The sequence below is a fragment of the Bartonella sp. B10834G3 genome (assembly GCF_016102505.1).
GTDB lineage: Bacteria > Pseudomonadota > Alphaproteobacteria > Rhizobiales > Rhizobiaceae > Bartonella > Bartonella choladocola.
In genome coordinates this window covers 493,202-515,209 of the sequence record NZ_JACFOM010000001.1, presented here as the reverse complement: position 1 = coordinate 515,209, position 22,008 = coordinate 493,202, and the positions used below count along the sequence as shown (strand labels likewise).

The 22,008-nt window shown below is 45.3% G+C and carries 25 protein-coding genes, 1 tRNA gene and 1 pseudogene; 4 read left to right on the top strand and 23 right to left on the bottom strand.

Annotation, left to right across the window (positions count from 1 at the left end):
• Positions 1–14: 14 nt before the first annotated feature.
• Positions 15–2,728 (bottom strand): annotated as a pseudogene (locus H3S94_RS12050) (nitrate/nitrite transporter).
• 208 nt (positions 2,729–2,936) lie between these two features.
• On the opposite strand from H3S94_RS12050, the gene H3S94_RS02280 reads away from it, so the two are divergent.
• The 3 genes from H3S94_RS02280 (at position 2,937) to msrA (ending at position 4,760) form a co-directional block, all read left to right on the top strand.
• Positions 2,937–3,638: a cyclic nucleotide-binding domain-containing protein gene (locus tag H3S94_RS02280; protein ID WP_198240164.1), complete on the top strand. Its 702-nt coding sequence runs from the start codon at positions 2,937–2,939 to the stop codon at positions 3,636–3,638.
• 143 nt (positions 3,639–3,781) lie between these two features.
• Positions 3,782–4,120 (top strand): hypothetical protein, encoded by a 339-nt coding sequence (locus tag H3S94_RS02275; RefSeq protein ID WP_198240163.1) that lies wholly within the window; start codon positions 3,782–3,784, stop codon positions 4,118–4,120.
• On the top strand, positions 4,107–4,760 hold the full coding sequence (gene msrA / locus H3S94_RS02270; protein WP_198240162.1) for a peptide-methionine (S)-S-oxide reductase MsrA: 654 nt from the start codon (positions 4,107–4,109) through the stop codon (positions 4,758–4,760). Before H3S94_RS02275 ends, msrA begins: the two co-directional genes overlap by 14 nt.
• Positions 4,761–5,565: 805 nt before the next feature.
• Here msrA and H3S94_RS02265 read toward each other — a convergent pair.
• From H3S94_RS02265 to H3S94_RS02255, 3 genes are read right to left on the bottom strand one after another with little or no spacing between them, the layout of a single operon-like run.
• Complete coding sequence (locus H3S94_RS02265) at positions 5,566–5,769, bottom strand: SlyX family protein (protein ID WP_369805703.1); 204 nt, start codon at positions 5,767–5,769, stop codon at positions 5,566–5,568.
• The gene (locus H3S94_RS02260; RefSeq protein ID WP_077990759.1) at positions 5,769–6,191 is read right to left on the bottom strand and encodes a group III truncated hemoglobin; all 423 of its coding nucleotides are present in this window, start codon (positions 6,189–6,191) and stop codon (positions 5,769–5,771) included. The genes H3S94_RS02265 and H3S94_RS02260 overlap by 1 nt, the downstream gene beginning before the upstream one ends.
• A 5-nt stretch (positions 6,192–6,196) precedes the next feature.
• Entirely contained in the window at positions 6,197–7,156 is a 960-nt protein-coding gene (locus H3S94_RS02255; RefSeq protein WP_198240160.1) for a hypothetical protein, read from the bottom strand.
• 234 nt (positions 7,157–7,390) lie between these two features.
• Between H3S94_RS02255 and H3S94_RS02250 the strand changes: the two genes are divergently transcribed.
• Positions 7,391–7,466 (top strand) — tRNA-Thr (locus H3S94_RS02250).
• 109 nt (positions 7,467–7,575) lie between these two features.
• On the opposite strand, the gene H3S94_RS02245 is transcribed toward H3S94_RS02250, so the two are convergent.
• The 19 genes from H3S94_RS02245 to H3S94_RS02155 form a co-directional block, all read right to left on the bottom strand.
• Entirely contained in the window at positions 7,576–7,908 is a 333-nt protein-coding gene (locus tag H3S94_RS02245) for a hypothetical protein (RefSeq protein ID WP_246786392.1), read from the bottom strand.
• 422 nt (positions 7,909–8,330) lie between these two features.
• Positions 8,331–8,687: a hypothetical protein gene (locus H3S94_RS02240; RefSeq protein ID WP_198240158.1), complete on the bottom strand. Its 357-nt coding sequence runs from the start codon at positions 8,685–8,687 to the stop codon at positions 8,331–8,333.
• On the bottom strand, positions 8,684–9,319 hold the full coding sequence (locus tag H3S94_RS02235) for a hypothetical protein (protein ID WP_198240157.1): 636 nt from the start codon (positions 9,317–9,319) through the stop codon (positions 8,684–8,686). Before H3S94_RS02235 ends, H3S94_RS02240 begins: the two co-directional genes overlap by 4 nt.
• A 9-nt stretch (positions 9,320–9,328) precedes the next feature.
• Complete coding sequence (locus tag H3S94_RS02230; protein WP_198240156.1) at positions 9,329–11,650, bottom strand: tape measure protein; 2,322 nt, start codon at positions 11,648–11,650, stop codon at positions 9,329–9,331.
• 8 nt (positions 11,651–11,658) lie between these two features.
• Complete coding sequence (locus H3S94_RS02225) at positions 11,659–13,266, bottom strand: terminase large subunit (protein ID WP_198240155.1); 1,608 nt, start codon at positions 13,264–13,266, stop codon at positions 11,659–11,661.
• Positions 13,244–13,636, bottom strand: coding sequence for a phage terminase small subunit P27 family (locus tag H3S94_RS02220; RefSeq protein ID WP_198240154.1), 393 nt, complete (start codon positions 13,634–13,636; stop codon positions 13,244–13,246). Before H3S94_RS02220 ends, H3S94_RS02225 begins: the two co-directional genes overlap by 23 nt.
• Positions 13,636–13,953 (bottom strand): phage head closure protein, encoded by a 318-nt coding sequence (locus tag H3S94_RS02215; RefSeq protein WP_198240153.1) that lies wholly within the window; start codon positions 13,951–13,953, stop codon positions 13,636–13,638. The genes H3S94_RS02220 and H3S94_RS02215 overlap by 1 nt, the downstream gene beginning before the upstream one ends.
• Entirely contained in the window at positions 13,950–14,366 is a 417-nt protein-coding gene (locus tag H3S94_RS02210) for a DUF3168 domain-containing protein (RefSeq protein ID WP_198240152.1), read from the bottom strand. Before H3S94_RS02210 ends, H3S94_RS02215 begins: the two co-directional genes overlap by 4 nt.
• Positions 14,363–14,779 carry an HK97-gp10 family putative phage morphogenesis protein gene (locus H3S94_RS02205; RefSeq protein WP_198240151.1) on the bottom strand — a complete coding sequence of 139 codons (417 nt, stop codon included), beginning with the start codon at positions 14,777–14,779 and terminating at the stop codon, positions 14,363–14,365. Before H3S94_RS02205 ends, H3S94_RS02210 begins: the two co-directional genes overlap by 4 nt.
• Before the next feature lies 1 nt (position 14,780).
• A complete protein-coding gene (locus tag H3S94_RS02200) occupies positions 14,781–15,092 on the bottom strand; it encodes a head-tail connector protein (protein WP_198240150.1) in 312 nt (103 codons plus the stop codon).
• Positions 15,093–15,202: 110 nt separating this feature from the next.
• Positions 15,203–15,691 carry a hypothetical protein gene (locus H3S94_RS02195; protein ID WP_198240149.1) on the bottom strand — a complete coding sequence of 163 codons (489 nt, stop codon included), beginning with the start codon at positions 15,689–15,691 and terminating at the stop codon, positions 15,203–15,205.
• 1 nt (position 15,692) lies between these two features.
• Complete coding sequence (locus H3S94_RS02190; RefSeq protein ID WP_198240148.1) at positions 15,693–16,034, bottom strand: HNH endonuclease; 342 nt, start codon at positions 16,032–16,034, stop codon at positions 15,693–15,695.
• 116 nt (positions 16,035–16,150) lie between these two features.
• Positions 16,151–17,722: a phage major capsid protein gene (locus H3S94_RS02185; protein WP_198240147.1), complete on the bottom strand. Its 1,572-nt coding sequence runs from the start codon at positions 17,720–17,722 to the stop codon at positions 16,151–16,153.
• Entirely contained in the window at positions 17,719–18,111 is a 393-nt protein-coding gene (locus H3S94_RS02180; protein WP_198240146.1) for a hypothetical protein, read from the bottom strand. Before H3S94_RS02180 ends, H3S94_RS02185 begins: the two co-directional genes overlap by 4 nt.
• Complete coding sequence (locus tag H3S94_RS02175) at positions 18,108–19,358, bottom strand: phage portal protein (RefSeq protein WP_198240145.1); 1,251 nt, start codon at positions 19,356–19,358, stop codon at positions 18,108–18,110. The genes H3S94_RS02180 and H3S94_RS02175 overlap by 4 nt, the downstream gene beginning before the upstream one ends.
• 289 nt (positions 19,359–19,647) lie before the next feature.
• Positions 19,648–19,926: a hypothetical protein gene (locus tag H3S94_RS02170; protein WP_198240144.1), complete on the bottom strand. Its 279-nt coding sequence runs from the start codon at positions 19,924–19,926 to the stop codon at positions 19,648–19,650.
• A 95-nt stretch (positions 19,927–20,021) separates the two neighbouring features.
• Positions 20,022–21,038 carry a bifunctional DNA primase/polymerase gene (locus H3S94_RS02165; protein WP_198240143.1) on the bottom strand — a complete coding sequence of 339 codons (1,017 nt, stop codon included), beginning with the start codon at positions 21,036–21,038 and terminating at the stop codon, positions 20,022–20,024.
• The gene (locus H3S94_RS02160) at positions 21,038–21,268 is read right to left on the bottom strand and encodes a hypothetical protein (RefSeq protein ID WP_198240142.1); all 231 of its coding nucleotides are present in this window, start codon (positions 21,266–21,268) and stop codon (positions 21,038–21,040) included. Before H3S94_RS02160 ends, H3S94_RS02165 begins: the two co-directional genes overlap by 1 nt.
• Complete coding sequence (locus H3S94_RS02155; RefSeq protein WP_198240141.1) at positions 21,265–21,693, bottom strand: hypothetical protein; 429 nt, start codon at positions 21,691–21,693, stop codon at positions 21,265–21,267. The genes H3S94_RS02160 and H3S94_RS02155 overlap by 4 nt, the downstream gene beginning before the upstream one ends.
• Positions 21,694–22,008 lie beyond the last annotated feature (315 nt).

The window sequence follows — 22,008 nt, the reverse complement described above, 5'->3', positions numbered from 1 at the left end:
CTTAACTTGCAGCGTTATTTTTGTGTCCGACGACCTTCGACATGGAGGATTGCACCGTTACGGATGTAACAGAACCATGTGATGGCGAGGCAAATAACGTAAAAAATCATAAATCCCCAAAGTGCGGCTTGCGGGCCACCCGTTGCATCTTTGGATAGTGCAAAACTTACGGGTATAAGAAAGAAGGCATAGGCAGCAATGGCGGCAGTAAAGCCGGTGATTGCAGCCGATTCACGGTCGCTTTGATGGCGTTTTTGTTCTTCCGTGGCATTCGGCATGGTTTTGTCGATAACACGGCTCATAATAACCGGTATCATCTGGAAGGTTGAAGCATTGCCAACACCGGTTGCAAAGAACAAAACCATGAACGCAGCAAAGAAACCGGGGAAAGCAATGGCGCTGCCGGGATTTGCAACAAAATAGAGTGCGGCACCCAGAGCAAGCATCATCAGGATGAATGCCCAGAAGGTTACACGTCCACCGCCGATTTTGTCGCTTACGCCACCAAATCCCGCACGTGCAAGTGCCGAAATCAGTGGTCCCAAGAATACATAGTGCAACACGTTTACATCCGGAAAAGTCAACCGCATCAAAAGTGGGAATGCAGCAGAAAAACCGATAAACGAACCAAAAGTTCCCATGTAAAGAACGCACATCAACCAGTTGTCTTTGCGTTTGAAAATAATAGCCTGATCGGCAAATGAAGCCTTGGCATCGGCAATGTCGTTCATTCCGAACCAGCAGCATATGGCTGATAAAGCAATGAAGGGTACGAAAACAAAAGCACCATTCTGTAACCAGAGCTCGGAAGTGGAACCGTCCGCTTGCGTCACTGTGAGCGGGTGGCCGCCCAACCAGCCGAAGGCATTGGTAGCAATAACGAGCGGTACAACAAATTGCACTACCGACACACCGAGATTGCCCAAACCGGCATTAAGGCCGCTCGCTTTACCTTTTTCGGATTTAGGGTAGAAAAACGAGATGTTCGACATGGAGGAGGAAAAGTTTCCGCCACCGAAGCCGCACAACAGTGCGAGAAGCGCCATGATCCAATAAGGCGTGTTGACGTCCTGCACAGCAAAACCGATTCCGAGTGCCGGTATCAACAAAGAGGCGGTTGTGAGCGCCGTCCAGCGGCGGCCACCGAATATCGGCACCATGAAGGAATAGAAAATACGCAGTGTTGCACCTGAAAGCCCCGGCAAAGCGGTAAGCCAGAACAATTGTGTCGAACTGAATTTGAAACCGGCACGCGGCAATTCGGCCACAACCACCGACCAAACCTGCCAGACGGCAAAAGCCAGAAGCAGAGCCGGAATAGACAACCAGAGATTCTTGTTGGCAATTTTGCGCCCGTAATTGTTCCAGAAGCTGTTATCTTCGGGATTCCATTCGGTTAATACATAACCTTTATTAATTTGATTGGACATGCGAATTACTCCTGAAATTCAGGCGTTTTTTGCCCGAGCTCTACCAATTTGCGGTGGTCCATCAGAAGGATTGAGACATGCATCCAGATGAGTGCCGCGAGTGAAATGACAAATAAAATCATGAAGCAGGTTGAATAGACGCCGGTGATGTCGAGGACTTCACCGAAGAGAATTGGCAGGATAAAACCGCCAAGTCCGCCCATCATACCGACGAGGCCACCAACGGCACCGACGCTTTTCGGGTAATAAACCGGAATATGCTTATAAACAGCCGCTTTCCCTAGAGCCATGAAGAAGCCGAGTATGGCAACGATCAGAGCAAAACCGACAAGGCTGATGGCAAATGTAAAGGTGAATGGACCTTTGGCCGTTTCAACCGTGTATTGTGTCGGTGGGTAGGAGAGGATGAAACATGTAATTGTACACATTGTCAGTGTCCAATACATGACACGGCGTGCACCGAATTTATCAGAAAGATAACCGCCATAGGCACGGAAGAGTGACGCGGGTATCGAATAGAGTGCTGCGATAACACCGGCAAGCCATAGATCAATCGAATAAACATCCTGCAAATAGTGCGGCAACCATGTTGCCAAAGCGATATATCCACCGAATACGAAGAAGTAATAGAAGGAAAAACGCCATACTTGCAGTTTCTTTAAAGGTGCCAGTTCAAGCAAAGCGCTTTGCGGTTTTGTGCCTGAACGGCGTTGTTCGACAAGCACAGGATCATCGGACGTAAAGAGCCAGAAGATCACCGCCGTGATAACGAGCACCAGTGCCCAGATATAGGCCACACCTTCCCAGCTACCCCACCAGCTCATCACCCATGGAGCGCCGAGTTTTGTGACGGCTGCACCAACATTGCCTGCACCGAAAATGCCCAGTGCGAGACCCTGTCTTTTGGCGCTGAACCAGCGCGAAACATAGGCAACGCCGACAGAAAATGTGCCACCGGCAATGCCAATTCCAAGAGCTGCCACCAACATCCACGTGTAGGTGTGGGCAAATGTGAGAAGAAACGTCGATAAAGCGGAGGCCAGCATTGACAATACAAAAATAATGCGTCCACCGATCTGTTCAGTCCAGATGCCAAGTGGAATACGCACGAGTGAGCCGGTGAGAACCGGCGTGGCTATCAGAAGTCCGAGTTCCGACTGGCTCAAGCCCAACTTTTTCTGTATCGCAATGCCGATAATCGAAAAAATTGTCCATACCGCAAAACAAACGGTAAAGGCTAAAGAGCTCAGCCAAAGTGCCTCTGAAGAGCCTTTGATTGGAGTATCAGTTTGTTCCATTTTTTAGCACCAGATAAATTCTTTCTTTTTGTTGAGGGCGTATGTAGTAATGAGTGAAATAGCGCACCTTGATCAAAATCAAATGAGTTTTATTTAAAATAAAAGAAAAGCTTAATTTAAAATAATGATGATTGTGGCTTGAAATATTTCTCTGCTGCACTTGATATTTGTTAAGGCAAAAACAAAAAATGCTAATTAGAGGAACAATATGAGATCAGAAGATCGATTAAAAATTCAAAATCTTGATATTTTTTCACAGGCAAGCGAAAAAACCTTCCACTCTTTAACGGGGCCGGGTTTTTTTCAACGATTTCCGCCAGGAGTGGTTCTGGTGAGCGAAAACAACATGCAGGATTTTCTCTATATATTGGTCGATGGTCAGGTCGAAATGTATGCGACCAGCCATGGGCGGGTAACAATTCTTGATATTCTCCAGCCGGTCAGTCTCTTCATTCTCGCAGCTATTTTGAATGATGATGTGTGTTTGCAATCTGCCAGAACATTGACCGAAGCCGAGGTGCTGATGATTCCGGCAGCGCGGTTCAGAGAAGCAATTGATACTGATACCGCATTTATGCATGCGGTGGTGCGCGAATTGTCGCGTCGGTACCGCACGACCATCAAGGAGTTGAAGAACCAGAAATTGAGAAATGGCAGTGAAAGATTGGCAAACTGGATTTTGGCTGAAGCCGATTATCATGTGGATGCCAATTATATTGAAATTCCGTTCGAGAAGAAGCTGCTTGCGTTCAAACTCGGTATGACACCGGAAAATCTTTCACGTGCATTCGCAACTGTTGCAAAACACGGTGTCAATGTTGATGGTTCACGCATTGTCTTCACAGACAGGCAAAAGCTTATCAATTTTGCCCATCCGGATAAACTCATCGACAAACGCGAGCCTCTTTGATTATTAATAAACGAACGATACAGAACCGGTTTCAGAATGGCTGCCCGAATTTCAAGCGCCAAACGTGAATGCGTTCGAGCTTGAAGTCATTCGAGCTTGAAATTATTCAGAACTGAAATCATTATCGATAAGGAATTGTTCTTGTGCGGTTTATTCGTCGGATCTTTCGTTTCGTTTCATTTTTATTTCTTGTTATCATGATTATTGTGCTTGTCATTGATGCAGCCCATTCGGTCGGAGCTTCAACGATCACATTTACTTCAATCGCGTCGACAGCCTCGTTCATTCTATCGCTAGGCACGTCGACCGTGGAGAATCCGGTTTTGAATTTTTTCCCTGTCTATCTGTCGCCGGTCGCCGAATTTGTAAGTCGCTGTCCGACATGGATCGTTTTTGGTATTTTAGCGTTGGTATCTTATATGATCGGTTATGATGGTGAAGCCTTACCGGATGCCGGAAACTTTGGGGATGAAAATGTTTGATATTTTGTCATTTTCGGAAAAACTCGATATGCCGAAAAAAGAAGATGCACTTGTCGGCAGGAGTGAACCGATTGCAACCGCAAAAACACACTATGTCAATGGTCACAATCTGAAAGGTCCATACCCTGAAAATATGCATCATATTATTGTGGCGATGGGCTGTTTCTGGGGTGTCGAGCGACTGTTCTGGAAAATGACGGGCGTTTACGTGACAGCCGCAGGTTATACAGGCGGCTTTACACCAAACCCGACTTATGAAGAAGTTTGCACAGGTAAAACCGGACATACAGAGGCAGTACTTGTCGTCTATGACCCGAAGATCCTTCATCTCGACGAGATATTGAAAACCTTTTGGGAACAACATGATCCCACGCAAGGAATGCGGCAGGGAAACGATATAGGCAATAATTATCGTTCTGGTCTCTATCTGGCAAATGACGAAGATCTCAAAATTGCCCAAAAAAGCAAAGCACAATTTGAAAAGGCACTGCAATCAAAGGGATTGGGGCCAATCACAACGGAAATCGCGCTGGAAGGGCCGTTCTATTTTGCCGAAGATTATCACCAGCAATATCTTGCCAAAAACCCGAATGGCTATTGTGGATTGAAGGGAACCGGTGTGACCTGTCCTATTTCATGAAGGTGACCGTCGGTAGTTAAAAGCAAGTTTCAAAGTTTTATTAAAAATCTGCCGTCCATTACAATTTTGGACGGCATTCTTGTTGCAATTTGTTTCTCACTTTCAAAAAGTCCTTACGACGATTTGGCATTTTGCAGAAAATAACTTTATTACACCTTTGGATAGTGCGGAAAATATCAGCGGAGAAAATTTCAAAGCGGGATGTATCTCCTGATTGGTCGTAGTTGACCAAATAATGCGTGTCATTTTTCCAAGCAAAATTATCTAAAAATTCGTGGTTCAACCATGCCAATCACAGGGAAAATAGCGTCGATTTCAGATGGGATTCAGCCGAAAACAAAAAATTGAATTCAAAGGATTCAATAATTTTTGCATATATTATTTGCGCTTTTTATAGGCTGACAGTTATTGAATTTTGACGGACTAAAAATGCGGAATACAGTTGACGGTATATTATTTCTTATCTGGAACTCGTTCACATTCCTGCTCGGGACGCATGTCGTAGAAGCGTTGTGGCACGATAACGTCATACTCGCGCTTGTCGGCCTAATCTTTTTCCCCGGAGGTGTCTGTCGCGGATTTATGCTTTGGGTTGGCTGGCTTTCGGCAATATTTTAAGATGTTTGAAAAATATTTTCACGTGCACCGATTGGTCATCAGCAAATAAGGCTAAACAAAATTTTCAAACCCGTTATTGGCGACGAAAAAGTTGGTGAGGGTCATTATTTCTAATAAATGTTGATTATCAATATTGTCTAACAGAGTTTCGGCTTCAACACCTTTGGAACAAGGCTTAACCCATGTTTCACCAATGCGGTGGTCGGGTAACAGGAATGTCGGGCTGGCTTTGTTCTTCAAGCTCCAGAAAGCGTTTGGTCAGAGCTTTCAATTTTTTATCCATAAGGTCGATTGTTTTCCATTGTTCGGCAAGAACACCGGAAAGCTCCTCGACGAGCCGCTCCTGTTCGGCAAGTTTTATTTCCACTTCGGTAAGACGATCTGTTTCAATCACAATGTGTGATCCTTATTTCTGATATAGCGTTCGCCGGGTTGTAAAAGAACCTTATTGTTGAAGGCAAGACCCAGCTCGAGACTGTGGGCAATCTGGGTTGCTTTTTTCATGAACAATTCGGCATCTTCCTTCACGCAAAGTTCTTCAACGGTTTTTTTGAAAATGTCGAGCCATTGGTCGAAATGCGCAGAATCAATCGGTAAAACGACATGCTTTGGCATAGGGCGCCCGTTATAACGGTTGGTATGCAGCATAACCGATGACCAGAAGGCGAACATGTTTTGTAAATGTGGCTCCCAATCTCGAATATGTTCTTCAAAGATGGGACCAAGTAAATGATCCTTTCTCACCCGCCCATAAAATGTACGGACCACGGATTCGATAAGTGTTTCATCTACTGCAATCGGTTCTTGTGCCATAAATTTCAATCCGCTGCTTTTATTTTCATACCGTAAATATCAATTCCATGGCCTTCGCCAAAAAGATCAGTCGTCAAATAAAGCTTGGCCGCACTCGTTCCTTCAGCCGGTATTGTGACCTCGAACAGAAGGTCGGTTCTATTCAAGGGAACTTCAAAACGGCGTCTGCCGCAATCCGCATTACTTCCGAGATCGCAGGTAATGCTCATCTGGCTAGGCGTTGAACTATCACTCTTTGCATTGATGTCGAGCATGGCTTTTTTGCCGCGTAAGCCGGACAGTACTCCCGCACCGATTTCTATAACGACGACATCTTGCTCGCTATTTGCGGAAATATGCGTATAAGGCACACCGTCATCATCCTTTATGGACACAGATGTGCTTCCATATGTTGTGATTGCTGTTGCATCACCGGGGTTGAAAAATTTTATCCAACCGTCATCCTTGCTTGCTTCCTGACGAAAAGGAACAACTGTTTTTACCTGTTGGCTTTGCGTCAGAGCTTGCGCGCGATGTTCGATAATTGCGCGTCCGGAAAGACTATTGAAAAACGACCAGGCGGTGAAGCCGATTATCATGACAATCGCAAGAATTGACGGTGCAACAATCAAAAGAATTTTTGAACGTCGGCGCGCCGATGCGCGGTGTGGAGTGGTGTTTATAAGATTGGTTGCACCATTGACTTCTATTTCTATCTGTTCTTCGGGACCTTCGGCTGCAAGTTTATGATTCTCCTCAGCGGGATCGTCTGTATTGGAAGTCGTATAGCCGTTTTCAATGTGTTGGATAAGTTGCATCAACGCATCCCGACGATTGGTTCGGCTTTCATCATTCAGCCTGTGATTAGCCAATAGAGCACGTTCATGTGCATTCCAGGCTGATTCATACACACGCCGTCTTTGGGCAACATTGCTCGCATCAATTTTTAATAATGCGTTGCGGATGGCTTGCTCGGCATTGGCCAAAGAACAATTCTCCTTATAATCGAAAATCCGTTCGATAGAATAAGCAAGAGCGGAAAGATTGGCAAACCAAATCGCAAATCAAATTTATGGCCAAGTTTTCAAAGAAACCGTTTTTTTGATATAGTAATATCGAGAACCAACGAAAAACACTGAAAGACCGAATTGCCCGCTTGCTTTCGTTTGATCTTTTAGTTATCACCCGATACCGGTTCTTTTGTAGTTAAAAGAATCTGTGCCGCATTAGCTCAGTTGGTAGAGCACGTCATTCGTAATGATGGGGTCGCTGGTTCGATTCCGGCATGCGGCACCAATAGATTAAAAATATTCGTTATTTTACAAATAGTTAGAGATTTTAAATCTTTTTTAGTCCACCTTTTAGCCCACCTTGTGATATCCGCTAGGTGACTTTTGCGTGCTGGTTATTGTGAAAATTCTACTAACAGGTTTTCAAGGCGTTCGTATATCATAACCCTTAGCGTTGCCCTCACAGGCCAAGGTCGGCGTTGTCTGGCTGTCTGGCGCAATTCATTTAACGGTATGTGGTCGAAGGCATCAAGTACTTGTCCGCCTCTTTCTAGCCAGTCTGGCCGTTGTTCAAAAACATCTGCAACAGCTCCGATCGTTTCGCTCCAAAGTTCATCTCTGTTATTCTTTGTTTCTCGAATGCACCTCAAAACAAATACAAGAAATCCGTCGCCATGCTTATTCCTGATTTCGTGCATAGTGCCACGTGCATGAGATTGCGCGGCCATGCGTCTACGGTATACGGGGATTAGCTTAATTCCCAAACCATCGCATAGGACATCCAGCTTTCCCTTGCCCATGTTTCTAAAACTCTATTGTTTGAAGTGATAACTTAATTAGCCTCTAAAAGGCTTATGTGTTCTGATTACTTGTTTTTAACATAATGGGGAATCAGTGCCAACAATCAGGTGGCAAAAGATTGTTTACATCTGTGGAAAAGTCGCTTGGCCTTTTTCTGAACGTTTACAGGTAGATAGACAGTTTTGCTTTTTATAGGAGTGTAAAGAAATAAGTTTTGAAATGGCATGAGAACTAGTTCTCTTTTGCCAATCTTTAGCTTGTAAAAGATAACTACTTAATACAGGCATTTTTAGAGAGTGCGCCTATCCGTTTTATTTTACAAAAACAGGATAGGGCTAGTTATTTGCACTCATCCAAATATTGCATCGAAAGCCTCAGTTGTCAGTTCGCCAGACCGTCCTTGCTTACCTTTGACCTTGCTATTTTCTGATGAATAACAATGCTCAAGCCATGCATCATCCAACGCGCGAATGATTTTGACATGGTGAGGCTGTAACGGACAACCGGTTAAGATACTGAAAGCGTGTATCTCCGTATAACTTATAGGATTTGGTCCCGACATGTGATAGGTGCGGGTTGCTGAAAGCTTCGTAAAGATATTCCAAAGCAATACTCCTGCTTCAGGAACATGGAGAATTGTCTCGTTTTCTAAACGGTTTTTGAGTGCTTTTACAAGTAAAGCTTCTAAACGGTGATTATCCATCATATTGAACTCTCACAGAAACGAAATTTAGCCGTCCGGAACGGATATCCATCATTGATAGAAAAGCTACTGTTAAGTGCTCTCATACGAAGCTCCATCCGGTCAAAACAAACGTTTGCACCAATTGAGATATATTTGGGAAGTTTCGGTTCGATCTCTATTCGATAGCCGGTAGTGTTGAATTCTGCTGAAATGACTTGTCCGAGTGCTCGACGATCATTGTACTGGAAGGTGATATAATCGCCGGAGGATAGCCGGAGAGCAGAGTTTACACCTGTGACCGTGACAATGTTCCCATTTTCGATCTTTGCAAGCCTACCGACAGTTTTAGCGACTTGTGGGTTATCTTTATTTAATCGAGGGCAGATATAAACAGGATGCCGAACGATTAGAGACTCCATACCGCCTCTCAAGCTCGCCCAAATCATTCTAATTTCATTAACTGTCGGTAAATCTAAATCTTCTGACAGTCCGACATCGTCAAAACAATCAACTTCTACATCGACCGTCCATCGAGGATCCGCATATTCAACCGTATTGATGATCCTGCCGCTTGGCGATTGCGAAATATAACGCTGCAAGGTAAAATCAAATGCTCGATATTGTATGTTATAAGGTAATTTTCTAAACGCCATCTTTTTGTCCTACATTCTGTTTTTGGTTTGTGCTTCGTTAATAGTTTGTCCGATCAGGTTCGGTAGGTTTTTATGATATTCGCGAATGTTTTGTTGAGATACCTGTTGCGCTATTTCACGAACGTGAACATCAAACATGTCGGACGGTGCAACATGTACCGATAGATTTACCCGTTGAGCAGGTTCTGATAATCTCGGCTTCGTTTGAGTTTCTTGTCTTCCTGTAAATATTTGTACCGGCACTTTGCCGCCATTAGGCAGCGGAATGACTGCCTCCTGTCCATGAACTATCCCGATAGGTTCGCCTCTCATTCCTCCCGTGTTAGCAGTTCCGGAAGCAAATCCTTTGCCTCCAAAAAGACCTCCAAAAAGACTTGAAAACAGGTTGCTACCGCTATTTGACGCTGTGTTGGTGGTACGCAATTTGAACACATTATCAATCGCTGTGCTAATGGCGGAATCTGCGAAACGTTGCCCAAGGCGTAAAAATGCATCACCCAAAGCATCTACAAACTTCTTATTGTTGATAAGTCCATCTGTGAGAGTTCTCGAGAAATCCTTTGCAATGTCTTTGGTTTCCTCGATGCTTTTTTTGAGCTTTTCCTGCGTTGCTATAACTTGGTTTTTTGACGCTACCGATTTTGCGAGAGATTCAGATTCTCTTTCAATCTCTGCCGTAAGTTCTGGAGTAAGTGTCAGATGTTCACGCTTCGCCGCATTAAGCAATTTTTGTTTAGCTTGAGCTTTTTCAACGGCATAACCATTATCATCAACCAACGGGTTTAACTGAGCAAGTGCATCGCGTTCGGCATTTAACGAAGCTGTTTGTTCTTGGATAGAACGAATCTCTTGCTGATAGTCATTAAGTTTTTTCTTAGAACCTTTACCGTCTTTGCTACCGATAACGGGATAATCCTTAACTGATACGGGGTCTTGCTTGGTCGCGCTCGGTTTGCCCTGTCCGCGTGATGATAGAACGGTCGTACCTTCTTCGCGCAACGCATCCTTTACACCGTTCGGATACTTGTTTTTATACCATTGCTGAATTGCATCTTCCGCCCCTTCTGTGAAGGATTTCCCGCTTTCTTCACCTTGACGCTTCCATTCGGTCTTACCCTCTTGGCCTCCCGCTTGCGCTTTTTGGGCCGCTGCCCGTGTTTTAGGGGTTTGCAAATTAAAAAACCAAGATGGAAGATTATTGTTTACGGCATCTGTAATGCCAGAAGAGTCCAGCGCATCACCTATAGAAAATGGTCTGTTATTATTGGAAAACTCGGTCGCCTTTTCGCTAAACTTGAGGAACCATTCAACACTTTCTTTCAAGACCATGATGACTTGGTTTACCTCTTTGACAAGGTTATTCATGTCTACATTGTCAACAGTCGTTGATAGTTCTTGCAACGCCTTGCCGAACGTGTCCGTCGCTTCTGCGGACTTATTAAAACGACCTACAGCTTTGACCATCGAATTGTAAAGATTGGTCATTGCTTGCGAAACTGTTGTGCTTGTTCCTGCAAGGTTTTGGGTTATCTGTCCCGCGCCAACTTCAATGCCTCTGAAAAACGCCTGATTGGAAAGCTTGCCATCAAGAACCAATTGCCGCAACTTTGAAACAGATCCGCCCGCCTCTTTGATGCCATTGGCTGCTGCTCTGAGGATTGTCGGGGCACCGTCTACAATGGAATTGAATTCTTCTGCTTGAATGCGGCTACTACCTAGAGCTTGTGATAGCTGCAATAGTGCTCCAGATGCTTCTTGTGCGCTGGTTCCGCCAGCTCTCAATAATTGAGAAATGGTGTCGGTAAAATGAATTATTCCTTGAGTGTCAGTGCCTAACTCTTTTTGATTAAATGATAGACGTGAATAAAGCTGAACAAGACTGGCAATAGGCGTTGAATTGCGTTGTGCGGCCGCATAAAGTCCATCAAATACGTCAGTCAGTTGTTTGCCTGTCAATCCAGTCGACTTCAAGGCATTCTCAATGCTCGTATATTGGTCGGCAAGAGATGTCGCATTGCGCAATGTGAAAGCACCGGCTAACCCAATGAACAATCCTTTAAAACTCTGCGAGAAAGTCTGTTCAGCACTTGCATAAGTTTTGCTTAACAGACCAATCTTCGATGATGTGCTTGCTAATGCTCTATTAATCCGTGTAGTTGCTCGTTCGGCATCCTTTGCCATATTATCGGTTGCAGACTTACTTTCTTTCTTCATTAAGCGGTAAGTGCCCGTTGCACTATCTGCCGCGCGCTTCAGTTGCTTTTCCATGTCTCCCAATCGGACGACAACAGAATAGAGAAGCTGTTCATTGTTTTGGCTCGTTTCTGACATCTTTCACCTCATGCCACATACATTTCAGGTTCAAACCATTCTTCGCTCGTGATGAAATGTGCTTCACCCATTGAACAACGGCCGACAGCCATTGCAGTAGCAACAGCTCCGTCAATCTTGTTTCCCGATTTCGCTTTGTGCATCATGCGATTTCCGGCTTTGTCTGTTTCTATTTGGATGTTTTCAAAATTCCATCGGAGGACTGGATGCCCGCCATGTTTGAACGTACGGGCTAGGATGGAACGTTCGAGTTCCTTGACCGCTGGTGCCATTGAAACCCAACCTTGACGGAATTCAACGGCGGGTATTCCATCCTCGTTCAAGTTTGCCATCATTGAACGACCGTATGTCGGATCAAAGGCAACTTCTTTGACGTTAAACCGTGCACATAGTTCGCGGATATGGTTTTCTACCGCTCGTAAGTCTACCGTATTGCCTTCGGTAGGGATGATAAAACCGTCTTCTGCCCAAGCGATATAATCCACTCCATGTAGTTCTCCCCTAGCTCTCAGATTGTCTTTAGGACAGAAAAACCATGGATAAACAGAATATCCGGTATCTCTATTGCCGAAACAAGCAACGACTGCTGTCAGGTCTTCATTCTTCGAGAGGTCTACACCTAGCCAACATGGTACTTGCTTGGCTTCCATGTCTTCAAGATCGACTTCTCCGCACCCTTCATCATAAATGGACATTTCGACGAATGGGCTAGTCGATTTATCTAACCATTTGTTGAGATTGTATTGTAAGAAACTGTCGCGTTCAGAAGGTGAATATTCCGCCTTTTTCGCTTTATCTCTGAAGCCGTTCAGATCAGGGAAACCGTATTTTAGACCGGGATTGACACCATACCAGACTTTTTCATCATGCCAATCATCACCGTCTTCCGCCATAAAAATGACGGGCAGTGTTGCTGGATCCTCTATCTCTCCTTTTTGTACTTTGATGGCATATTCAACTTGTTGCCATGCAAGGTTTTCTTGCCCTCTGCCTGATGTGCTTGCAATAACCATCAGCGTTTCAGGTATCTTAACGAGTGCGCTATCCAGAGCTTCCCACTGTTTCCGGCCTGCACTGCCTTCCCATGCGTGTAATTCATCCGCTATGACGATTTTCGGGGTTTTACCATGAAGCACTTTGCCATCAGCAGCGACAGCAACATAACGTGTTTTATGTTTGGGATATGATATTCTTGAGACGTAATCCCGTACTGACATATGACTGAATAAACGATGATCGAATTCGACGATTAACCTAACTTCATCAAATAATTCTCGCGCCTGTTCATGTGCGGATGCCGCCGAGATGATGAGATCACCTGCTTGCTTTTCCGGTCCGCATAAATGCAAAAGAGTTATACCTGCTGCAAGGCTGGTTTTCCGGTTTCCACGCGGTAATAACAGCACGACGCGCCGGACAATTCGCCGGCCGTCTTTATCCCTAGGGCCATAGATGCGCTTGATGATCTGTTCTTGCCACGGGAATAATTGGAACGGATGTACAACGTCCGGATTTTTGGGGTGCTTCAGACGGCGCAACCATTCCACAGCCCTTTGACCATGTCCAAAATTGTCCTCGATTTCTTCGGGATTATCAATCCAAGAGGGTATCATCATCAGTTGCACCTACAGAAGCTCTCGAACGCGATACTGGTGTCAATCCCAATTCAGCCGCTAGTAATCTAGCGCGGGTCATAGCGTCAGCTTGAATACCTACGGCCGGATTGCGCTTTGGCATGCCGTCACGAAAAATAATCGCTCCTTGATCTTGGATGTTGCGTTCCATTTCCCTGACTAAGCCAGTTGCAATACAGTAGTTCTCTAACCCTCCAATATCGGCTTCTGTTAGGATTTTCCTTTCATTGAGTATCGGCATCACACGCTTCCATTCGGCCGCTGCATCCTTCGATAGCCAGCGCGGTGGCTGAAGACGCGAGACGATGGCCTTGTTATCATTCTTCATATTTTTGGGTTTTCTACCTCTCATTAGGATTTCTCCAGACACCGGATTTCTAAGCCTTCGCGCCGTCCGATTTCCGATGTTTCTTTGATGTTAAATGTGCGCCCGTTAAATTCGATAAGACACGAGTTGTTGACGCCGTTAATGAAGCGGGTTCTAAAGATCATAATTGTCTCGTCAGACGCCCCATAGGCGCGAATGAATTCCTCGGTGCTTTGTTGCACTATCTCAGCGCGCAACGTAGCTAGCGGTACTTTCTCGGTTATTGGATTGCCAAAATCGTCTATTCCAGACTGGTCAATTTTGACGATTCTAATAACGTGCGTTAGCTTGCCCGCTTTCATGGTTGTTCCTCCACGATCAGGCTTTCAATGGTGAGTATGCCATGGCTATGTTCACCATCCGGATCACGCAAAAAGCGAGTAGTTGCCACATACCAATCAACACAGTGATAACCGGTGTCTAATTCTGGTTTTCCGTTCCTTATCGCCTGTCGAATTGCTCCGGAAATGGCTTTTGTACCGGTTAAACCAGTTTCGGTTTTCCAGATGTCTACAGTCGAATAAATGCGCCAATTACACCGTTTTATATTGCTGCTATCATCGACAATCTGATCGCTACCTAACAGTATCAACGGATCGACTTTTGGCTGTTGGTTGCGATCCAGAATGTTCTTAAAAGGCACAAGAGAGAGAACCTCCGGCGTCGTTGTAAGACGTTTATAGATAGCCTTTTGAATTGCTAGCTCGAGCATCATTTAGTCCCCTCTACTGCCTTTTTGATTGTCCGTTTCAGTCTGCCCTTAATCCGCTTTTGAAGCTCTCTAGCACTCGGCCAAAAAAAAGGCTGTGCGGGCATTTTGCTTGTTCCGTACTCGACCAAATGAGGATAACGAACATCACTATTCCCCACGGTTACAATCGCCTCTAATTCCTCAGCAGTCGCACTTCCACCAGGCTGAGAATAGGGCGGGGTTGTTTCATTAGGCTTTGTTACTGTTATGCTGTCGGCTAAACGTCCTGTGCGCTTTGGTGCCTTGTCCTTCATGCTGTTGGCTAATTCATTTGCCGACTTGATTAAAGCAGGCTCGCATTGTTGGCGAACGGCCTTCGGTATAGCCTGCATACGGGCGCGGAATTTATCCCATGAAGCTTGATCATTATCTGTCATGTCAAAATGTCCAATCGCGAAAACTGCGGATAATGTCATCACACCCATGAGGAATAGATGAAATGACGCCCCCGACGGCTTCCCTCTGTTCGTACCACCAAGCGGCAATTTGGCAGACAGCTTCCTGCAATGCCGGAGGAATAGGATCGTTACCGTTGTTGCCGTAACGCTCTTCAATTTTGTAGCCTAAAAGGCTCTCGACATAATTTTGTGCGGCTTGCATTTTTAATGTCAGCAAATCGTCATCAATATCCCCGATGTCATCGGTAAAATTGAGCTGATCTTTAACTTGTTTGAGCGTCAAAATAGACATTTGAAAAAAAATCCTATTTTTTAAAAATAACGAGGCTGTGCCCGACCGCCGGTTCCCAAGAGAGGCAAAAAGTTTGAACACTGCCCCCCTTGGAAGTTGCCATGCATCTATTACGCTTCATTGGAATCTGCGGCATCGACAACGACGATGTTAGAATTGATGCCAAGCGTGGCCTTTAGCTTGACGATGTTATTTGCTTCGCCAGCCTCTTCACTTGCGCTCATAACCTTAGCAATGAATAGCCGCTCTGATGGTGTTCCATCTACTGGAGCGTCATGGAAGACGATACGAAATGCATAATCGTAAATTGTTCTTTCTGCTGCTCTAATTGCTTTCTGGCCTGCATCCGAATAATCGACACCTATAATGATTTCCATGTTGCCAGCGTTGCGTAGTCCTTTGTACTTTTGAACACGCATGTTACCAATGACACCAAACGTCACTTCTTCTGATGTGTCACCCAATGAACCGATATTCTCTAGTCCATTGATTTCGGTCCATGTTTGAGATGCAAAGTCTGACAGAACAAAGTCTGAGTTCTTGTTTTTAATGGCTGTACCAATGAACAGTTTTGTGCCTGCTGTGGTAAATATCGACATGTTAGTGGTTCCTTTCTTCGCGCTGCTTGACGCTTGAATGACAATGAGTGCATAGGGCTTGCCAGTTGTTTCGGTCGGAAAACAAAGTCTTGTCACCCTTATGCGGTTTGATGTGATCTACTACGGTTGCAGGTGCTCCACACCGGACGCAAAACCGATGTTCTTTCAGATAAGCTGCGCGCCATCTTTCCCACGTCCTTGAATAGCCACGCCTTGATGAATTAGGACGTTTCAAGTCATGCCTTGCTTTGCGTTCTGCATCGCTTTTACGTTCACAGGGACAACGGACGCCATAAGCGACACGATACCCGCAATTACAAATTCTTGGTGCTGCATAAGGCATGAGAAAGACTCCTAAAGATTGCTCGTGAGACGATGAGGAAAAGGTAGAAAAAGCCAGTGCCTCATCGTCTCTTTTACGGAATGAGCGGTCCCGCAATCTACCACTGGCTTATCTCGTTACTTTGATGATGTGAGTGTGAGTTTACGAATGCGATCGGGATGCGTTACGTCGGCACCGACACGACGACGCGCATGAAAACGAACGATGCCTTTCGTTGCTTGGGTATATGGATCGGAAAAGATTTCAAATCCTACGCGGTCCATAATGCGATAGCCGGACAAGTCACCAAAAATAATAGGTGTCTTGCCTGCTGCTGGGTCTGGCATATCGACAGCTTCAACAACTGGTCGCCCCAACAAAGTTGCAGGCTGCCCATCTTTGAGGCTTTCCTGCCAAATATAATCCCCATTCGCATTCTTGAGCTTGCGTACGGTTGCGATGGTATTGCGGTTCATAACGAACACGCCTTTTTGGGAATAGAACGTCGGCAACGAGTAAATGAGGTCAATGAGCGTATCGCCATCAATAGCGGCGGCATTGGTAGTCTTGATCTGGGGAGATGTAAGTAAGCCCATTGGCTGCTTAACGCCTGAGCCTAATATAAACGACTCCGCTTCGGTGATAGCAAAGCTTTCGGCTAAATCGCTTTTGAGTTCGTCTTCCAGATTGTAAGCATTATCTTCCATCAATTGACGGGAAATGTCGGCAAAAGTAGCCAGCTCGAACGGCTTGATAGCGACCTGTTCATATTTCAGGCTCGTTTCTGAACGTTCTTCTATCTCTTCTACCCATTTAGCTTTAGTGCTTTCCAACCGACGCGGCCAACGCATTTCCGCACTCGCCATCGTTTTGACGTTGGCATATTGGCGAATTGGTGACATTTCACGCAACAGCTTGATGATCTCATCACCAAATTCCGGCGGGGCCAAATAACCAGCCTGTGCGCTGTCTCCAACCGTCAAAGCTTTTTTCTCAAGATCGCTTAAGCCTTCTTTGCCATGGCGCAAATATGTTCCAAAAGCTTTCTTTTCCAATAGTGTTTCTTCATCCGGCACGTCATTATATTTGCCGTTGCCTGCGCGCTGCATCTTTGCCTCAAGTTCATCTACGCGTTTGCTAATTTTGCTCATATCAATCTGTTTGATGATGCCGGCTAATTCATTGATTTTCTTTTCCAAGCCTGCATCAATCTTCGTTTCTGTCTCAGTTGCTTTAGTGTCCAAGATATTTTCCTTTCTGGCATCCAGTGCTTTTGCTGATGTGATCCTCGCCCCCGGATGAGCCGGAACGGCAACGATAGATATTTCTTTGAGTGACAAATCCGAGATAATCCGGCCGCCGCCTTTGCGGGTGTCCGCATGTTTTATGATGAAACCTATAGAAAGGCCGGTGACAGCCTTTTCTCGAATAAGTGCACGTACTTCGCGGGCGCGCTGTATCTCATTGACCAGAAGACGCCCTTTAACTTTCAGGCCGTTGTCTGTTGCTTCAACAGTATCCCAAACGCCGATAGCTTCCCCTTGATTGTGCGTGTCCAACATAGGAAGCGGGCAACTTGTCTCTGAGAAAGCTTGTTTCGTGATCTCATCGCCATAGCTATCAGGAGAATTGAATAGCCATGCCAGCCCTTCGATTTCGCCTATCTCGGATACAGTGAACGCCGCTTTTGTTTCTAAGTGCTCGATCATTTTTCACCTCGATAAGCTGTGCGGTCAGCAGCAAAGGCATCAACCTGAACCTGTAACCAGTGAACACTCTTGAGAATGCGGATAATATTTTCAGAATTGCAGGGGACAGCCTGACCAGCTTCTGAAAGGTTCCAGTCTAAAACCAGAGAAGCGAGAGATGATAAGCGGGCCTTTTCGCGATTTTCGGCCGATATGTTTCCATCCTCATCACTGAGTTCACTGAGATCATCGACAAGCTTTAGGCGCGCTCTACGCGCAATCTGTGAATCTGGACCAGCAACGCGAAACTTGATGCCGGTTGTTTGACCTGTCACAGGATCCATGACATCGTATTCATGCCCTTTTTCCTGATCGGCCAAATTGTTATAGATTTCGGTCAAATCCATCATTGATCTTCTTTCTCGTCATCAGCCTCTGAAGGTTTTTCGGTATTTTCCAAAAAACCATCCGGCTTAGTTGCAATGTTCGGATTGATGAATTCGTTACCGCCTTCGTATGGTGCGAGATTTTCGCGGGCGCGACATTCATTCGGGTTCATAACTCTGCTACTGATAAGCGTTGCATAGGACGCGGCACGACTTGCAAGGTCGGTCTTCAGAAGATCGTTGGTCTCGAATTCGACGTAATAATTTTCACGCTCATCTTCGGTGAAGAGTTTCAGCTTGAGTTCACCTTGCCACGCCTTTAGCCAACGCGAGAGAGTGAACGTCAAAAAGTTTTCTCTTAATTCAACAGCATTGCCCCATGTTGCCCGTCCAAGCTCGTAAAGCATTGGCGGGGGGACGCGGAAAATACGGGCTATTTCCGTAATTGCATGACGCCACGTTTCGAGAAATTGGGCGTCAACGCTTGTGAATGTAAATGGTTTGAATTCGACGCCATCATAAAGGATTGCGGTTTTTCCGTTTTCTCCTTCGCTTTCGTGGGTCTCTCTCCATGCTTTGCGCGTTTGTTTGACAGCGTCTTCTCCCATGCCTTTGGGAAACATCAGAGCACCGCTAGGGCGCGCTCCACGGCCAAACAGATAACCGGCATGTTTTTCTAATGCCAAAGCCACGCCTATAGCGTTCTTACAGTCGTTGACCGGACTCACACCTTTAAGACCGTCTAGTGAGGCGGTTTTGATGTGAATGATATTTTCTCTTTTGATAGTACGTCCGGTGCTTTTGCCCGTACCTTGAAGGTAAATCGGTTCCCCAAAATCATCAGTTTCTATACTGATAGAAGCGGGGTTTAACCGGATTAGATTTTGCGGCTTATTTCCATTAACCCGAATGATTTCGGCATAACCATTGCCATAGAGCAGGCAATCACGCTGTAGTTGTTCACGTAAGTCTTGAGCCGTTGTCCAACTATTCGGAAAGTCCAACACCTTGGCAACAGGGTGATCTATCACTCGGTCGCGTTGGTCTCCATTTTTCTTAAATACATGTAAGGGAAGTTGCCCGACTGGTTCGGCTATGGCTTCAATTGCGGCGCGGACTGGTGTGCATCGCATAGCATTAGCCGGCGTAACCGATATTCCGGAGATTGACTTGCTCGATTGAAATAATTCAACCAGCCAATCTTCTGGAGCGGTAATCTGTGACTTTTGCTCGATAGCTTGCGTCTTAATGGAAAAGGGCCATATTTTCATGGCCCCTTTATAGCATTAGCAAATTATCTATCTTACTGGTTTTACAGGGTTTTATAAGGTTTGTTCCGGTTTTGTGCTGAAATACAAATCCAGTTCATTCCTTTTTGCGCAATAACGCCGCCCGACTTTTGAAACTGGAGAGCCGTCAAGATGTGCAAGTGTATTGGTTACAAAGTCTGCTGATGTTCCAATATATCGCCCGATTGCTTCAGCCGTCCATATGATTTCAGATTGCCTCTTATTGTTTTGATGCAAGGTCAGATCATCAAATTTTTGAGGCGTTAATGGTTTAGGCATGTCCGGCAACTCCATTTCTTATTAGATCGGCTTTCAAGCCTTCATCTGCAATACGACTGCCGAGATGTTCTTTCAGGGTAATGGCGTCCTTTTTATTTAAACCGCTTTTGATCCATTCTTCTTGAAGTCCATCCAGTATTTCTTCAATGATGTTCAATGCGGTTTGTATGTCAGCACCGTCATAAAGAACGCGCCTGACAAGACCAGCCAAGCCCTGCGCCATCTCGGTGATCATTGCATCGGGATCAAGTTCATGTTGTTTCTTTTTCATGGTGTTTGTCCTTAATACTTTAACTTGCCTATATTGTTCTCAAATAAAACATTCGTCTTAAAGGGGAGAAGAGGGTGTATGTTTCTTATAGGTAGTCATTTTTGACTAGTCTGGAATTTATAGATTGCTGCACCTGATGAGCTGCTGGCTTTTTTTATCCTTTTCACTATGCCACGGTTTAGAAGCTCTTTCCTTGCAGCGGATAATCGTTTTTGTGTCCATCCACCTTTGGGCATAGTTGGTGCCATGGCGTCAGCAATGTAAAATTCACGTCCCCAATGAAAACGCTTTAGAAGGTTATAGAGAAGAAAAGCGTCTGGGGCTTCCATCATAAGGCCATCAATCATACTGTGGTCTATGATGACTTTATGCCCTGTTGCAAAATAGTTCTTGTCTTCTAATTGATGCTGAAAAGCACTATTGACCAGTTTCGTCACTTCATCATCCGGCAATGGTGGACAAAATTCCGATTGATTATATTTTGCAGCGATACTCATCAATTCATCAAGTGATTGGCAACTTGGTACGGCTCTCATACAATGACGCCATAAAAGATCATTTCTTTGTCCTTCGCCAATTTTTAGTGTTGCTTTTTGTTTTTCTTCTTTCAGAACGATGTCGGGCATCACCCCGACGCTCCGCATTTTTGGCAGATCATGCAAATCGTCAAGTGATCCTGCAATGATTTGATAATTGCCTTTTATCCCCTTGGAAGGCGGTGCGACCACGTATCCGTCTCCCAATATGTCAACTGGCCTCAAGTTGTTTGGTCTGATTCGCCGCCCTTCGCCATTGTTGCGATACCAAGCTTGAAAATGTCCTGATCCGCTTCGTACGATGAAAGGTGTCTTCCCGTATTTGTCTAATTCTTCAGCCAGTATCCGTTCATCGGATGTATCCACATCCAAAACGGTTAGTCTGTTCTTTTTACAAGCAATCCCAAATGCCTGAATGTCGGGAAATTTTAAGGCAAGTTGTTCGCTACCTGTTTTCCCAACATTCAAATAGCGTTTTACGGCCGGTCTTTTGGCACTTTGTGTTATCCATACCGGAAAAGTCGCTATTCCGATTTCGGCGTAACGGGGTTGCCAATCGGCAAAAATCCCCGTCATTAATGCGCCTGCCTTTCCGCTGTCATGCCTACAGGAGGCGATAACCGTGCCTCTGCCCAAGCGTCCAAGTCCTCAAGTCGGTATAGAGGAATACGTCCGGCATATTGCATGATAGGGCCACCACCTTTACAGGCATATGAGTTCAACGTGGATAGGGTGATCTCGATCCCGTATCTTTCGGCAAGATACAGGGGAACGTCTTTGCGACGCAAACGAGGACGATAAATCATGCTGCTTCTCCCCGTGGTCTGTATTGTATGCCGTGCTCTTCGCAAAACTCTGCGCGTTCAAGATTGGCAATCACTTTAGCCATTTCAATGTTGGCAACGGTTAGGTCACCGTCAACAATGTAATAAGGCAAAAGGACTGTTGCCCTTATGTTAATGTCGTTTCGCGTCATAGGTGTTCGGGCTTCAATCTTTTTGATGACATTGTACCAAAAGATATCAATGTAATTGAGCAATTCCCCAAGAAGTGCTCCTGCGTCATTCAGCTTACTGTCATCAGCCCAATAACGTGGGGTATCTAATTCAGCCCCCAAATGATCTGTTATCGCTTTCAATGCTATGTGCATGTTGCGCAAGTCACTGATCGAAAGCTCGTCAAGGTTCTGGTCCGTATACGAGAAGGCATGAACTTTATTAGTGTCGGTCATAGCACTGCCCCCTCCATAATCCCCAAGTCGATTGCTTCATTCCCGCCATCAATCCTGAACATGAGGCCAATACGTTCCAGCCAATTCGTAGCCATATTAGCGTCAGACAAAATAGCATCTGGTTTTATTGTTTTTGGCCGGCGTTCCTGTTGTATCACAGCAGGTTCACTATGTGTTCCTATTGTACCATTTGGTATTTTTGTGTTACCTTTCATCTAAACAATCTCCGTCTGTAATCTGGGGTTGTTGAACACAGCGTGGAGAGGTAGCCGCCTCTACCACGCTTTTTTGTTTACATATATCAATGGGTGCAAG